We start from the raw sequence: 13,969 nt of genomic DNA, 5'->3' as shown, positions 1-13,969 counted from the left end.
CACGCATCAGGTCAACTCATCGAACACGCGAAGGACTGCGCATGATCGACCGGCGTACGTTCAGCAAGTCCCCCGGGCTGGGTACGGGCACCGCGGCCGACGCCTACCGGGCCCGTAAGAAGAACACCCCTGCAACGACCGCCGGCTGACGGTGCATCCGGCTTCGGCACGCGGCCCGGGGGGAACCGCGCACCCCGTCCCCGCGTCTGTGGCCGGCATGAGCGGAAAATCACGGATACGGAGCACGGGCGGCCCTTCGGACGCCGCCGGCTGCGCCGGATGCTCCCTCGCCGCCCTCGGTGCGGCGACGGCGGCGCTGGTGTGGGCGCCGCACGCCGCGGTCAGTGTGCACGGCGGATTCGAGGGCGAATCCCATGACCCGGCCGTGCTCTTTATCGACCTGCCGCTCGTCCTGCTCGGCGGCGCCCTGCTGCCACTGCTGGTCTGGGCGCCGGCCCACCGTTGGCTGGGGCGGCCCTGGCTCGCGGCGCTCGCGGCCGTGGCCGTACTCGGGCTCGGGGAGTGGGCGCTCGTCGAGTGGTGGACTCCCCGGAGGCCCCCGAGCCCTGGTGACGGGCCCGGGGTCTGAGCGTCAGCGGCGCTCCCTCCGCCGCCTCGTCCGGCTCATTCGGTATCCGTCTGGACGGCACGCAGTACGGGCACGCGGGCGGCCTGCCGGGCGGGCCAGGCGGCGGCCAGGACGCCGACGGCGGCGGCGAGCGCGAAGGAGAGGGCGAGCCGCCCCCAGGGCAGGACGAACGGGGCGCCTTCCTGCCCGGCCACGGCGGCGAGCCCGATCGCGGTGCCCGACAGCATGCCGAGCGCGGCGCCGAGCAGGGAGATCAGGAGCGATTCGAGGCGCAGGACGGCGGCGACCCGGCCGCGTTCGAGGCCGATGGCGCGCAGGGTGCCGATCTCCCGGACGCGTTCGAAGACGGCCATGGCCATGGTGTTGACCACGCCGAGGGAGCCGATCAGCACGGCCAGGCTCATCAGTGCGTACACGATGTTGAGGAGCGGGATGAACGGGCGTACCGCCTCGCGTCCGGCCTCGGCACGGTCCTGGACGAGCAGGGCCGGGTTGTCCAGGGTCGCGCGGATGTCCTCGCGGAGGGCGGCGGTGCGTCCGGGTGCCGCCTTGACGAGTACGGATTCGGTACGCGGGCCCTGTACGGCGGGGTCGGTGGGGACATGCAGGGCGCCGAGGGGCAGGAGGGCGGGAGCGAGCGCACCGGGGCCGTCGTAGAGCGCGACGACCGGCAGCCCGATCTTCTCGCCGGTGCCTTCGACGGTGCCGGTGATCCGGGAGCCCAGGTGCCAGCCGTGCGCCCGCGCCTCCTCCCGCGTGACGGCGATACCGCTACCGAGCCGGTCCAACGAGCCTGCGAGGACGGTGAGTCGTGTGGCTTTCTCGACCGTGCGGGGATCGACGGCGGTCGCGTCCAGGTAGTCCCCGCCGGGCAGTTCCAGGTACGCGGAGACGGTGGGTGTGACCGCGGCGGCGTCCTTCAGCCGGGCGATCCGCGCCGCGGCGCCGGTGTCCAGCTCGGCGAAGTCGACGGGTGTCACCCGCAGGTCGGCGACCATGGCATGCTCGGCCTCCGCGGCGGAGGCGTTGCTGAGCGAGGCGGCCGCCACGGTGACGGCGCTGATCAGCGCGAGGCTGATCATCAGCATCGCCGCGGTGGCGGCCGTGCGGCGCGGGTTGCGGCGGGCGTTCTCGACGGCGAGCGTGCCGTGGATGCCGGTGAGCCGGGTCAGGGGGCGGCGGATCAGGCCGGTCACACCGAGCGTGACGGCGGGCGTGAGGATGATCAGGCCGAGCAGCAGAACCGCGCCGGCGACCGTGACGAAGCTCAGGTCCTCGGTGCCGGATGCCGCGACGACCAGCAGCACTCCCAGGACGGTGACGGCCGCGCCGGCCAGGTGGCGTCGGCGGAGGGAGGCCGGGGTGGGCGGCTCGCCGCCGCGCAGCGCCGCGACGGGCGGTACGGCGGCGGCGCGGCGGGCCGGTACGTACGCGGCGAGCAGGGTGACCACGATGCCGACCCCGAAGGCGGCGGCCGGCGGAAGCGGCGCGAGGACCTGGAGCGGGGCGCCGGGCCCGTCGGTGGCGCCGAACAGGCGGCCCAGTACGGTCGCCACACCGATGCCGAGGAGGTGGCCGAGGACCGCGGCGAGGGTGCCGATCAGCAGCGCCTCGGTCAGGACCAGGCGGAGCACGTAACGGCGGGACGCGCCGACCGCGCGCAGCAGTGCGTGTTCGCGGGCGCGGGCCGCGCTGAGCATCGTGAAGGTGTTGGCGACGAGGAAGGTGGCGACCAGCAGCGCGATGGCGCCGAAGCTCAGCAGGATGCCGGTCAGCTTGTCCTCGTCACCACCCGACGCCGCCTCCTGCTCGGCGTTCAGGTCCTGCCGGGTGACGGCACGCAGCCCGTCCGGCAGCACCGCCGCGGCCTCGCGGGCGAGCCGCTGCTCGGAGGTGCCGTCGCGTGCGGTGAGGGTGAGTGCGGTGTAGGCGTCCGGCGCGGGGGCGAACCACCGCTGTGCGGTGCCGGTGTCGAAGAGGGTGAGGGTGCCGCCGGAGACCAGCCGGGGGTCGTGGGCGGTGACGATGCCGACCAGCCGCTCGGTTCGAGCCCCGCCGCGTACGACGATGCGTACGTCGTCGCCGACGCGGTGGCCGGCCCGGCGGGCCGTGGACTCGTCCAGGGCGATCTCGCCCGCCGTGCGGGGACCGCGGCCGGCGGTGAGCGGATAGCGCGGATCGCTGCCGCCGCGCACGGCAACGAAGTTGGCGCCGCCCGCCGTCTGCCGGGGGCCGACCAGTTCGCCGTCGGGGCCGACGACGAAGGCGGTGCCTTCCGCCGTGCCGCGGGCGGCGGCCGCGTCCGGGAGTGCGCGCAGCCGCTTCAGCAGCCGCTCGTCGAGCGCCGGTGCCGTGGCCTTGCCGGTGTCCTCTGGGGAGGGGTCCGGCTGGACGGTCACGGACGCGTCGGGCTGGGCCGCGGTCCGCGCCTGCGTCAGCACCGTACGCACGGACTGGGTGTAGAGGAGGGCGCCGGAGGTGAACGCCACCCCCAGCAGGACAGCCAGGGCGGGCAGCAGGAAGCGGCGCCGGTGGGCGCACAAGGAGCGCAGTGCGGTGCGGAGCATGAGGAGGGCCTTCGGACGAGTACGGACGGGCGGGTCGGGGCGGTGCGACCGGGCGGCCGGTGACCGGACGGCGGGTCGGCGTACGGCCGGGTTGTGACCGGCGGGCGGTCAGCCGGCGTGGTCGAGCGCCTTCATGCGTTCCAGCACCGAGTCGGCGTCCGGGCGCGCCAGTTCGTCGACGATGCGGCCGTCGGCGAGGAAGACCACCCGGTCCGCGTACGAGGCGGCGATCGGATCGTGGGTGACCATCACGACGCTCTGGCCCAGCTCCCGTACGGAGCCGCGCAGCAGGCCGAGCACCTCGGCGCCGGACCGCGAGTCGAGGTTGCCGGTCGGCTCGTCGGCGAAGACGATCTCGGGCCGCGCTGCCAGGGCGCGGGCCACCGCGACGCGCTGCTGCTGGCCGCCGGAGAGCTGGTTCGGCCGGTGGTCGAGCCGGGCGCCGAGCCCGACGGTGCTGATGATGTGCTCCAGCCACGACCGGTCGGGGCGACGGCCGGCGATGCTGAGGGGCAGTGTGATGTTCTCCAGGGCGGTGAGCGTCGGCAGCAGGTTGAACGCCTGGAAGACGAAGCCGATCCGCTCGCGGCGCAACCGGGTGAGCTCCTTGTCCTTCAGCGTGCCCAGTTCGGTGGTGCCGATCCGCGCCGAACCGTGCGAGATCGTGTCCAGGCCGGCCATGCAGTGCATGAGCGTGGACTTCCCGGAGCCGGACGGTCCCATGATCGCGGTGAACTGCTCCCGCCGGAACTCCACCGAGACGGCGTCCAGCGCCACGACGCGGGTGTCATCGCTTCCGTAGATCCTGGTCAGGCCGGCCGCGGTGGCCACGGCGGCCGTGGCAGGGCTCAGCTGCATGGGAGAACGCTCCAGTGGGTCGATCGGGGCACGGCGTCGCGGGACCGAGGCCGTGCCCCGGCAGGGATGCGCGGACCGGAATCGGCCCGCGATCCGATCATCCGGCGCCGCCCGCACCCGGCGGATCAGCCGTATTGCCGAGCCCGCGGGGTGTGCGGTCCGTCCGGGTCGGCCGAAAGGCCGAGGCCGGCGGCGCCCGGGCGCCGTAACGTCGAGGACATGATCCGCACGTTCCGGAACCGCTCCGTACTCCAGCAGGCCCTGCTCCTCCTGGCTGCTGCCGCCGTGCTCGCCCTGCTCGTCGCCGAGGGGGCGAACACCGGCTTCGTGCCCACCGCGGTGGCCACCGTGCTGACCGGCGCGCTGTGCGTGGCGGCCCTTGTCGTACGGCCGGCCCGCTTTCCGCTCGCGGCGGCCGTCGCGGTGACCGCTTCGGCCGTCCTCACCGTGGTCACCACGCAGCTGACGCACCGTCCGGAGAACACGCCGGGCATGGTCGAGCTGTGCGCGCTGCTGCTGCTCATCGCCCGCGCCGTCCGGCTGCTTCCCCTGCTGCGCGCCGTGGTGCTCGTCCCCGCCGCGGCGTGCGCCGCCGGTCTCCTGCTGCTGCGGATGCCGGACACCGAATGGCACACGGCAGGCACCTTCGTCGCCCCGTTCGTCCTGCTCGGCGCGGCGCTGGCGGTCGTCCTGGGCCTGTACCTGCGCGTGCTCGACACCCTGCGGGAGCGCGAGCGGCTGGCCGACCGGCAGGATCAGCGTCTGGAGTACGCCCGGGAGCTGCACGACTTCGTGGCCCACCACATCACCGCGATCGTCGCGCAGACCAAGGCCGTACGGTTCGCCACCGCCTCCGGGCACGCGCCGGCCCCCGCCGAGCTGGACACCATGCTCGGCCGGATCGAGGAGGCGGGCTCCGAGGCGATGGAGTCGATGCGGGGCATCGTCTCCGTCCTGCGCACTTCGGCGGACGCGGCCGACACCCGGCCCGGCGGCACCCTGGCCCGGATCCGCCCGCTCGTCGCGGACTTCGCCCGGACCGGCCCGCCGGCGGAGCTGACCCTCGACCCGCGGCTGGCGGACCGTACGCTGCCGCCCGCTGTCACCACGGCGGTGCACGGGCTGGTCCGGGAGAGCCTGACCAACATCCGCAAGCACGGCGTCGACGTCGGCCGCGTCACCGTCGACGTACGGCTGAGCACCGATGACGCGGGCCGCCTGGAGGTCACCGTGGCCGATGACGGACGGGCGGCCCGGCCGGGCCACCGCACGCGGGGCGACGGCGGCTACGGCCTGCTCGGCCTGGCCGAACGGATCGAAGGAGCCGGCGGGCACTTCACCGCCGGGCCGGGGGCGGGCGGCGGCTGGCGGGTCGTCGCGGACCTGCCGCTGGGGGCCGAACGCCGCTAGGGGTGCCCCGTCGCGCTACTCCCAGGTCGCGGTGTCGGGGTCGATGCCGTGGGCGCGCGCACTGGCGTCGACGAGGTGCCGGAACCACGTGGCAAGGCCGGCGCGGATGCCGTCGTAGTGGGCGGCGAATCCCGGATCGGCCTCATACATGCGGCCGAGACAGACCTGCATCCGCCGGGTGAGGGGAAAGTAGGAGGCAAAGACCTCGCGGTGCCGCTCGACGAGTCGATGCGCTTCCGGGCTGCCGGGTGCGACGCCGGCGTCCATCGCCTCCCCGAGGGTGCGTTCGAAGTCGGCAACGGTATCGGCGATGGTCCGCCATTCCTCCGGGCCGCGCGAGGCCGAGCGTTCGGCGTACTGCCGCCACTGCGCAGTGTCTCCATAGCGCTGACGGGCCTGAGCCGGCCAGTCCGGGTTCCACTGGGGGCCGAAGATCGCGGCCTGCTGCTCGGCGGTGAGCAGCAGACCGCGTTCGTGGGCGTCGATCATCCGGTCCAGTCCGGCACCGAGCTGCTGGAGACGGTCGATCCGTTCCGCGACCTGGGTGCGCTGCGCGCGCAGTGCGCCGGGCACGTCCGCCGCCGAGCCGTCCAGGACGGTCCGAATGCGGTCCAGGCCGAGACCGAGCTCGCGGTGGACGACGATGCGGTGCAGGCGTTCCAGGTCGCCGGCGGTGTAGAGCCGGTATCCGGCAGCCGTACGCAGCGACGGCCGCGCCAGACCGATCTCGTCCCAGTGGTGCAGCGCGCGGACTGTCACGCCCAGCCGCGCCGAGACCTGACCGACGGTCAGGCCATCGGCCTCAGTGGCATCATCCATGCTTCTCATTGTCGCCGCGGCCGGCGCCCGGTGGAGCGATCCCGACGGCCGCAAGGTCTCGTGCCTCCTGGCCGGCCGGATCGAAGGGCTTCGCCGCGGTGAACACGATCCGTACGTTCTCGGGGGTGGTCACCGCCACATCGCGGGTGTTCCAGGGGGTGTCCCGCGGACCGTCGACCGAGTCCGGGCGCAGTGCGCGACAGGCCTCGACAAGGGAATCGACCTGACTGAGCACGCACGCGAAACTGAAGCTCACCGCCGGTGCCTGCTCCGGAACGCTCGCCGCCGGGACGAGGAGTACGTCCTGGAACGCCCACCGGCGCAGATGCACCACCTGGCCGGGGATGCTGAACAGCTCGAAGAAGCCGAGCCCGCGGGTCCAGAAGTCCACCGACGCCGCCAGGTCGCTCGTGGGGATCGTCGGGAACGCGGGCATGCCGTAGATGCCGCGGAACGGCTCCGGCGGAACGGCGTCCGGGCCGGGAGTGGGCACGGGGCTCATCTCGAACGCGTTGTAGTAGTCGCTCATGCACCCGACTCTCCGGCCTCACGCGACGTGAGGGTCAAGCCGGGTCGGAGAATCCCGCCGCCGAGGGCTGTCATCATGGGCGGCATGACGATCCGGGTGCTCATTGCCGACGACCAGGAGATGATCCGGTCCGCCTACCGCATGATCCTGGACTCCCAGCCGGACATGCAGGTCGTGGCGGAGGCCGCGGACGGTGCTGCCGCGGTGGAGCTGGCCCGCTCGCTCCGCCCGGACGTCTGCCTCCTCGACATCCGCATGCCGGAGCTCGACGGCCTGGAAGCCACCCGGCTGCTGGCGGGGCCCGACGTCCCCGATCCCCTGCACGTCCTCATCGCCACCACCTTCGACCTCGACGAGTACGTGTACCGGGCACTGCGCAACGGCGCCTGCGGATTCCTCCTCAAGGACGGCTCCCCCGCCCTGCTCACCGAGGCCGTCCGGGCGGCGGCCAAGGGCAATTCCCTGATCTCCCCCACCATCACCGTCCGGCTGCTCCGGCACATGGCACCGCCGGAGCCGCCCCGCACCACGGCCCGTTCCCGTGCGGGAGCCGCGCCCCGGACCACCGCACCGTCCGAACCGCTGACGGAGCGGGAGCGGGACGTCGTACGCCTCGTCGCGCGCGGCCGCACCAACGACGAGATCGCCGCCGAACTGTATGTGACCCTCTCCACCGTCAAGACGCACCTCGGCAACGTCCAGCGCAAGCTCGCCGCCCGCAACCGCGTCGAGATCGCCGCCTGGAGCTGGGAGAACGGCCTCTGCGACGACAGGGGCGCGGACGTACCGTGACGCCGCGGAGAGCCACCGACAGGAAGGGCCCGGACTCTGAGAGAGTCCGGGCCCTTTCGCATCCTGCCGGAGAGGCCTCGGTCCGTCGAGGGATCAGCCTGCCGAGAAATCAGTAGATGTTGGCGTCGACGCCCGCGCCTTCGCTGCGGGTGCTGTTGATCTGCGCCCGGAGCGCGATCTCGTCGTAGACCCGGACCTCCTTCACGATCCGGCCGCCCTGGATCAGGAACTGGGACATGCCCAGCACGGTGACCGGCCTGCCCGTCAGCGGGCCGAACTCGGGGTTGCCGCGGTAGGTCCCCTGCATCGTCCACATGACGGCCACCCGCAGCCCCGCGTACCGCTCGGCGTAGTTGGTCTGCACGTCCCGCACCTCGAAGCGCGCGTCGGGGAACGGCCCGACCATGGCCAGCAGGTCACGCTGGTAGCGCTCGGGACGGATGACGGTCCGGTCGCCGATCGTGTGCAGGAAGAGGTCCCGCGCCATGAAGTCGTTGACCTTCTGCAGCCGGCGCTGGGTCCACACCTCGTCGATGAATTCGAGGACCATCTCGCACTCGGGCCGGTAGTCGTCCGGGCGCGGCCCGCTGACGCCCTCGGCGAGGACGTCCTTCGGCGGCGCGTCGAGCATCGAGCCGGTCCAGCCCTGGAAGCGCAGGGCGCGGGCCGCCTCGTCCGGGTCCTGGCCGCACTGGAGGCAGTCGGCGAGTTCGTCGCGGACGACCCACTCCTCGACCATCCGGCCCCTGCGGTAGAGGCAGTTGGGGATGGTGCGCTTGCGGATCCGGACGTTCTTGCCGTCGACGAGGTGCTCGTCGGCGGAGAAGACCAGGTGCGAGCTGAGGAAGGCGTCGTCCCCGCGGGCCTCCCACACCACGTCCTCGGCCTGGCCGATGTGCTGCGGCGTGCTGCCCATGCGCATCGTGCTGCCCTCGATCACCCCGTCGCGGCCGACGACGGTGCCGAGGCTCGTGTGGACGATCGAGTCCGGCTCGTAGTTGTCCACGATGTAGGAGATGTCGCGGCCGACCCAGATGCGGTCGGTGACCTCGCGGATGAAGTCGTCGGGGTCCTCGTAGGGGCGGTAGGCGACGGGATCCAGTGCCATGGTGGTGTTCCTTTCCGGTGATGAATGCGTATGCATGTGAGGGGCGGTCGAGTGGTTCGGATCAGGGCGCTTGACGCGGTCCCTGACGGTGCGTCGGACCGCACGAGCGATGGCGCTCAGCGCGCGAACTTGTCCGCACCCAGGTGGCTCCGGTACGTCTCCGTCATGAAGGAGGTCACCACGACGAGGGCCAGCACCGCGGCCGCGGCGAGGTAGACCCACACGGCGTAGATCGTGCCGAAGGAGGAGACCAGGAGCGTCGCCACGAAGGGCGTGATGCCCATGAAGATGGAGAACGAGGCGTTGTACGCCATTGCGCCGGCACTGAACCTGGTACGGGTCGCGAAGAGTTCCGCGAGGCAGACCGTCACGATGCCGGTCAGGAAGAACTCCGGGACGATATAGATGAGTTGGCTGGCGATCGCGGCGCCGAAGGTGGCCCGCTCGCCGACGTAGAAGGCGAGCGGCACCAGCCCGATGCAGGCGACGGCACCCATGATCAGCATCGGTTTGCGGCCGATCCGGTCCGAGAGGATACCGGCGAGCGGCAGCAGCGGGATGAGGACCGCGACCGAGATCGCGTTGGACGCCAGCGCCATCCAGCGGGGCAGCCCCAGCGTCCCCGTCAGGTACTCGGGATAGAAGGTGACCCAGCTGTACGACAGGATCGCCAGCATGATCGAGACACCGCAGTAGACGAGGATCGGCCGTAGCTGGGACCGGAGCGCCTCGCGGATCGGCGCCTTGACGACCTGGGCGCCGTCCGCGGTGGCGCGGACGAACTCGGGGGTCTCCTCGATGCGCTTCCGCAGCCAGACGCCGACCGCGCTGAGCGGCAGGGCGAGCAGGAACGGGATGCGCCAGCCGTAGGAGTCGAGCGCGTCCCCCTGGAACACCGCGCTGGTCAGCGCCGCGGTGCCGGCCCCCGCGAGGATGCCGAAGAAGCAGCTGTTCGAGGCGTACGACGCGTAGTAGGCGCGCCGGCGGGGTTCGGCCCACTCCACGACGAAGGCCACCGCACCGACGTACTCGCCGCCGGAGACCATGCCCTGGACGATGCGGATCACCAGGAGGAGCAGCGGCGCGACGAGCCCGATCTGATGGTACGTCGGCAGCGCACCGATCATGGCGGTGGACACGCCCATGACCACGATGGTCCACAGCAGTGTCTTCTTGCGGCCCACCCGGTCACCCCAGCGGCCGACCAGGCTGCCGCCGAGGGGGCGGAACAGGCACGCGATCGCGATGACCGCGTAGGTGCTGAGCACCGCGACGGTGGGGTTGCTCGCCGGGAAGAAGGAGGGGGCGAGGATCGGGGCCAGGTAGCCGTAGAGCCCGTAGTCGAACTGTTCCACGAAATTGCCGATACTGCCCGCGCCGATGGCCCGGCGTATCGCCTTCCGCTTCTCGGGGTCGGCGGTCTGCGTGCCGTCGACAGCTGTGGGTGGCGCTACAGCGGACATGGCTTCTCCGTTCGCGCGATGGGGGAGTCAGAGGGGATTCACAGGGGGGGGTGAGGGGGTGCGCGTACGCGATGTGCATACGTATGAAATGCGATGCGCCGACACTAGAGAGGGCGGTGGGGAGCGTCAAGAGGTGCGACGCGGTCAGCGGCCGTCTTCTCCGGCTGCCTCGGCACCGGGCGCGGTGAGGGTCCGGAAGGTGTCCATCAGGACCTGCGTCGCGTTGTAGAGCACCAGCCGCGCGCCGGCCCGCTCGGCGGCCCTGGCGGCGGCGGTGCCGGGCACGATGGACATGACCGCGGTACCGGTTTCGTGCGCCGCCCGGTACGTATCGGCGATGAGCCCGTCGAGGGTCTCCTTCGGCGGGAAGCCGCAGTCCACGGCCAGGTCGGCGGGGCCGACCAGGACCGCGTCGACGCCTTCCGTAGCCACGATCTCCGGGGCCGCCGCACAGGCACGCGCCGTCTCGATCATCGCCACGACCAGGGTCTCTTCCGCCGCCGCCAGATGCTCGGCCGCGGTGACCGTGCCAAAACGGCCGGCCCTGCTGTACGTGGCGAACCCTCGCTCCCCCAGCGGTGGATAGCGGTCCCCGGCCACCGCCCGCCGGGCGTCCGCCGCGCTGTCGATGTGCGGATGGATGATGCCGGCCGCCCCCAGATCCAGGCAGCGCAGGGCGAGCGCGGGCTCGGCGGAACCGACCCGGACGAGTACGTCGATGCCCTGCGCCGCGGCCGCGGTCAGATGGTGCTGGAGCGCCGTCGTGTCGGCCGGGCCGTGCTCGCAGTCGATGACCACGTAGTCGAGGCCGGCCACCCCCGCCATCTCCACCAGCGTCTCCGACGGCAGCCGGAACAGCGCGCCGTACAGCCGCTCCCCCGCGGCCAGCCGCTGTTTGAGCGTGGGACGCGGCCGCGGTGCCGGGCGCCCCTCCGTCGCCTCCGTCATCGCGCCACCATCCCCGCTGACAGGTCGATGTCGGCACCGCACAGGCCCGGCATTCGCAGCATCGCCGTCACGGCAGCGCCCACCTCTTCCTCGGTGACCATCCGGCCGAGCGCCGAGCGGGACACGAAGGCCGCTTCGGCCTCCTCGTAGCTGCTGCCGGTCCGCTCCGCCTCCAGCCGGAAGTTGCGCGCCATCCGAGGGCCGGAGACGGGGCCGGGCGAGAGCGAGTTCACCGTGACGCCCTGCGGGCCCACCTCGCCCGCCAGCGTCGTGGTGAGGCCGATGACCGCCATCTTCGACGCGCAGTAGGGGGTGCGGCGCAACAGTGGCCGCTTCCCCGACACCGAGGCGATGTTGATGACGTCGCCCGCGCCGCGCGCCGTCATGGCGGGCAGGAAGGCGCGGCACATCAGGAACACACCGCGGACGTTGACCGCGAAGACCTCGTCCCAGTCGTCCGCCCGGATCTCGGTCAGCGGGGCCACCGGCCCCGCGATGCCGGCGTTGTTGACGAGTACCGAGATCTCCTCAGCGGCGAGGCTGTCGGCGAGCGCGGCCACCTCGGACGGGTCGGACACGTCGCAGACGCGGGGGAAGACACCGGGGCCGAGCCGCGCGGCGGTCTCTTTCAGGGCGCGCTCGTTGCGGCCGGTGATCACCACCCGCGCGCCGTCCGCCAGCAGGGCCTGTGTGATGGCGGCTCCCAGGCCGCTGCCGCCACCACTGACGAGTGCGGTACGCCCGGCCAGTGGTCCCGTCCCGGCCGTCATGCGGCACCTCCGGTGGTGCGTCGCGGCATGCCGTTGTGGACGCATGCCTCTCCGGTGGGTTCGGTGGGTGGTGGACATCGGAGCATGACGGACTCTCCTCGGCGGGGGTGTCGAAAGCGGTGACGTGGTGGGGCGCGTGGGTGGTGAGTGTTCGGGTGATGGGCAGCGCGACGAGCGAACCCGCAGGTCACGCGGGCCGGTAAGCCCCGGCCCCGCCGGTCGTACGGAGCGCCGGCCGGGCCCCTTCCGCGGCCGCGACCAGGGCGCGCAGCGCGGTGGTGACGGGCTCCGGCTGCTGGACCGGCAGCAGGTGGCCGGCGCCGGGGACCGCGGTCAGCCGGGCGTCCGGTACGGCGTCGGCGATCGCGCGGTGGAAGTCCGGCGGGCACAGCGCGTCCCGCGTGCCGTACAGGACGGTCACGGGGCAGCGAGCAGTGCGCAGTGTGTCGTGCGCGTCCGCGCGGGTGGCCTGGGCGGCGAGCTGGGCGCGGGCGGTGTCGGGGCCGACCCGGTACGCCATGTCCCGGTAGCGGGCGGCCAGTTCGGGCGGCGGGGAGGGCACATCGAACATGCCGGGCAGCGTCTGCGCCACGGCCTCCTCGAAACGGCCCTCGGCGATCAGCCCGTCCATGGCGCGCCAGGCGGCGTACTGCTCGGGGCGCGGCGCCCCCGCGTTCGTCGACATCGCGCAGAATCCCGCGACCCGCTCGGGCGCCCGGCGCAGTACCTCGAAGCCGACGATCGCCCCGAGGCTGAGCCCCACGAGGACGAAGGGGCCGGGTACCGCCGACAGCACCTCTTCCGCCTGCCGGCCGATGTCCGGCCTGGTCAGTGCGACATGCCGGACCTGGTGGTGCTCGGGGAACGCCACGCCGGACCAGAGGCCGTGGTCGCACAGCATGCCGGGCACCACCACGAGCGGCAGCGCGCCGGGCGCCCCGTCCGGAAGTGCGGTGGACATCAGCGGCGCGCGGAGCGGGGCAGCAGTGCGTACGGGGCGACGTAGCCGTTGTGGTCGACGCCGAGACCGGCGTCGGCCGCGGCCTTGACGACCTCCTCGTCCCACTCCAGGCGCACCCGGGCGTCCCCGCCGTTGACGATCAGGACGTCGCCCTCCGACTCCCCCGCGTTCCGGAAGGTGCGCCAGGCGCCCTCGGGGACGGAGAGGATGTCGCGCGGCCCCAGACGTACGGAGACCGGGTCGGTGCGGTTCAGTGTGACCTCCCAGAGCCCGTCCTTGACGATCAGCGTCTGGGTCTCCTGCTGGCGGTGCAGCGAGACGCCCTGGCCGGGCTCGGCGCGCAGCCAGGCGGCGTTGTGGCCGTGCGGGTTGTGGATCCGGGGTTCCTGATGCAGGTCCTCGGTCATGCCGTAGCCGATGACGCAGCTCAGCCGCGCCCCGCCGCCGGGCAGTGTGCTGTCGAGGAAGGGGCGGTCGGACCAGACCAGTTCGTCGGAGGCCGCGATGCGCCGCTTCATCTGCTCGGGGCTGTAGCTGCGCAGCCGGTCGATGTACTCCTGCGCCATCGGCTTGGTCAGCTCGGTGTCGGCGGGCACCTCGTCGCCGGCGACCGTGTCGATGAGCTTGTTGTCGGCCGTGAGGTACAGGCCGTGGCCCTCCGCCTCGCGCAGCACCGAGGGGCCCCAGATGATGCCGCCGGTGTTGTCCATGCCGAGCACGGTGAACATCCAGCCGTCGTCCGGTCCGGTGTTGGTGAAGCCGCGGAAGATCCAGGTGGGGACGGATGCCACGTCGCCGGCCTTGAGGGTCAGTTCACCCTCGGTGCCGTCGGCGCCCCAGCGCAGCAGGTACTCGCCCTCGGTGCAGACGAAAACCTCGGCGGTGTAGTGCAGGTGGAGGTTGTTGGTGATGCCGTTCGGCATGGCCGCGGCGCCGATCTGGAAGCCGTGCGGCAGGCGGAGGTTGACGTGCTGCCCGGAGGACTGCGAGACCCCGGGCCCGATCATCGCGTAGTTCTCCTTCCGGTCCGAGCCCGGCGTACGGCAGTCGATGAAGGCCTGGTTGCAGGAGACGAAGTCGCTGCGGCGGATCGTGCGGCGATCCAGTTCTTCGGTGGTCACGACGGCGTCGTTCACGGTCGCTCCTTCTCTCGGA

At 72.4% G+C, this 13,969-nt stretch carries 13 protein-coding genes; 3 read left to right on the top strand and 10 right to left on the bottom strand.

Going from position 1 to position 13,969, the window contains the following annotated elements; genetic code table 11:
* Window positions 1–217 precede the first annotated feature (217 nt).
* Window positions 218–589 (top strand): hypothetical protein, encoded by a 372-nt coding sequence (locus ACIGQF_RS20330; RefSeq protein WP_399711893.1) that lies wholly within the window; start codon window positions 218–220, stop codon window positions 587–589.
* Window positions 590–624: 35 nt separating this feature from the next.
* On the opposite strand, the gene ACIGQF_RS20325 is transcribed toward ACIGQF_RS20330, so the two are convergent.
* Together ACIGQF_RS20325 and ACIGQF_RS20320 are read right to left on the bottom strand one after the other, a co-directional pair.
* A complete protein-coding gene (locus ACIGQF_RS20325) occupies window positions 625–3,156 on the bottom strand; it encodes an ABC transporter permease (RefSeq protein WP_399711891.1) in 2,532 nt (843 codons plus the stop codon).
* Window positions 3,157–3,264: 108 nt separating this feature from the next.
* Window positions 3,265–4,014: an ABC transporter ATP-binding protein gene (locus ACIGQF_RS20320; RefSeq protein WP_399711889.1), complete on the bottom strand. Its 750-nt coding sequence runs from the start codon at window positions 4,012–4,014 to the stop codon at window positions 3,265–3,267.
* A 219-nt stretch (window positions 4,015–4,233) separates the two neighbouring features.
* Here ACIGQF_RS20320 and ACIGQF_RS20315 point away from each other — a divergent pair, with 219 nt between their 5' ends.
* Window positions 4,234–5,424 (top strand): sensor histidine kinase, encoded by a 1,191-nt coding sequence (locus ACIGQF_RS20315; RefSeq protein WP_399711887.1) that lies wholly within the window; start codon window positions 4,234–4,236, stop codon window positions 5,422–5,424.
* Between the two features lie 15 nt (window positions 5,425–5,439).
* Here the strand turns inward: ACIGQF_RS20315 and ACIGQF_RS20310 are convergent, their stop codons facing one another.
* Both ACIGQF_RS20310 and ACIGQF_RS20305 read right to left on the bottom strand, forming a co-directional pair.
* Window positions 5,440–6,243, bottom strand: coding sequence for a MerR family transcriptional regulator (locus tag ACIGQF_RS20310; protein WP_399711885.1), 804 nt, complete (start codon window positions 6,241–6,243; stop codon window positions 5,440–5,442).
* Window positions 6,236–6,772 (bottom strand): VOC family protein, encoded by a 537-nt coding sequence (locus tag ACIGQF_RS20305; RefSeq protein WP_399711883.1) that lies wholly within the window; start codon window positions 6,770–6,772, stop codon window positions 6,236–6,238. The genes ACIGQF_RS20310 and ACIGQF_RS20305 overlap by 8 nt, the downstream gene beginning before the upstream one ends.
* Before the next feature lie 75 nt (window positions 6,773–6,847).
* Here ACIGQF_RS20305 and ACIGQF_RS20300 point away from each other — a divergent pair, with 75 nt between their 5' ends.
* On the top strand, window positions 6,848–7,564 hold the full coding sequence (locus ACIGQF_RS20300) for a response regulator (RefSeq protein ID WP_399711880.1): 717 nt from the start codon (window positions 6,848–6,850) through the stop codon (window positions 7,562–7,564).
* Between the two features lie 109 nt (window positions 7,565–7,673).
* On the opposite strand, the gene ACIGQF_RS20295 is transcribed toward ACIGQF_RS20300, so the two are convergent.
* The 6 genes from ACIGQF_RS20295 to ACIGQF_RS20270 form a co-directional block, all read right to left on the bottom strand.
* Window positions 7,674–8,672 (bottom strand): ester cyclase, encoded by a 999-nt coding sequence (locus ACIGQF_RS20295; RefSeq protein ID WP_399711878.1) that lies wholly within the window; start codon window positions 8,670–8,672, stop codon window positions 7,674–7,676.
* 116 nt (window positions 8,673–8,788) lie between these two features.
* The gene (locus ACIGQF_RS20290; RefSeq protein ID WP_399711876.1) at window positions 8,789–10,135 is read right to left on the bottom strand and encodes an MFS transporter; all 1,347 of its coding nucleotides are present in this window, start codon (window positions 10,133–10,135) and stop codon (window positions 8,789–8,791) included.
* Between the two features lie 144 nt (window positions 10,136–10,279).
* Window positions 10,280–11,083, bottom strand: a complete 804-nt coding sequence (locus tag ACIGQF_RS20285; RefSeq protein ID WP_399711874.1) for an HpcH/HpaI aldolase/citrate lyase family protein — start codon at window positions 11,081–11,083, stop codon at window positions 10,280–10,282.
* Complete coding sequence (locus tag ACIGQF_RS20280) at window positions 11,080–11,853, bottom strand: SDR family NAD(P)-dependent oxidoreductase (protein ID WP_399711872.1); 774 nt, start codon at window positions 11,851–11,853, stop codon at window positions 11,080–11,082. Before ACIGQF_RS20280 ends, ACIGQF_RS20285 begins: the two co-directional genes overlap by 4 nt.
* A 187-nt stretch (window positions 11,854–12,040) precedes the next feature.
* Window positions 12,041–12,814, bottom strand: coding sequence for an alpha/beta fold hydrolase (locus ACIGQF_RS20275; RefSeq protein WP_399711870.1), 774 nt, complete (start codon window positions 12,812–12,814; stop codon window positions 12,041–12,043).
* Entirely contained in the window at window positions 12,814–13,950 is a 1,137-nt protein-coding gene (locus tag ACIGQF_RS20270) for a cupin domain-containing protein (RefSeq protein WP_399711867.1), read from the bottom strand. Before ACIGQF_RS20270 ends, ACIGQF_RS20275 begins: the two co-directional genes overlap by 1 nt.
* Window positions 13,951–13,969: the final 19 nt, after the last annotated feature.

This window comes from Streptomyces sp. NPDC053560 (assembly GCF_044544605.1).
Taxonomy (GTDB): Bacteria; Actinomycetota; Actinomycetes; order Streptomycetales; family Streptomycetaceae; genus Streptomyces.
This window is presented reverse-complemented; position numbering and strand designations above follow the sequence as displayed.

Excerpts from the sequence above, each read along its gene's own strand:
- ACIGQF_RS20295 (WP_399711878.1), bottom strand. The coding sequence starts at position 8,672 with ATGGCACTGGATCCCGTCGCCTACCGCCCCTACGAGGACCCCGACGAC.
- ACIGQF_RS20330 (WP_399711893.1), top strand. The coding sequence starts at position 218 with ATGAGCGGAAAATCACGGATACGGAGCACGGGCGGCCCTTCGGACGCC.
- ACIGQF_RS20320 (WP_399711889.1), bottom strand. The coding sequence starts at position 4,014 with ATGCAGCTGAGCCCTGCCACGGCCGCCGTGGCCACCGCGGCCGGCCTG.
- ACIGQF_RS20275 (WP_399711870.1), bottom strand. The coding sequence starts at position 12,814 with ATGTCCACCGCACTTCCGGACGGGGCGCCCGGCGCGCTGCCGCTCGTG.
- ACIGQF_RS20285 (WP_399711874.1), bottom strand. The coding sequence starts at position 11,083 with ATGACGGAGGCGACGGAGGGGCGCCCGGCACCGCGGCCGCGTCCCACG.
- ACIGQF_RS20325 (WP_399711891.1), bottom strand. The coding sequence starts at position 3,156 with ATGCTCCGCACCGCACTGCGCTCCTTGTGCGCCCACCGGCGCCGCTTC.
- ACIGQF_RS20280 (WP_399711872.1), bottom strand. The coding sequence starts at position 11,853 with ATGACGGCCGGGACGGGACCACTGGCCGGGCGTACCGCACTCGTCAGT.
- ACIGQF_RS20305 (WP_399711883.1), bottom strand. The coding sequence starts at position 6,772 with ATGAGCGACTACTACAACGCGTTCGAGATGAGCCCCGTGCCCACTCCC.
- ACIGQF_RS20290 (WP_399711876.1), bottom strand. The coding sequence starts at position 10,135 with ATGTCCGCTGTAGCGCCACCCACAGCTGTCGACGGCACGCAGACCGCC.
- ACIGQF_RS20300 (WP_399711880.1), top strand. The coding sequence starts at position 6,848 with ATGGGCGGCATGACGATCCGGGTGCTCATTGCCGACGACCAGGAGATG.
- ACIGQF_RS20310 (WP_399711885.1), bottom strand. The coding sequence starts at position 6,243 with ATGGATGATGCCACTGAGGCCGATGGCCTGACCGTCGGTCAGGTCTCG.
- ACIGQF_RS20315 (WP_399711887.1), top strand. The coding sequence starts at position 4,234 with ATGATCCGCACGTTCCGGAACCGCTCCGTACTCCAGCAGGCCCTGCTC.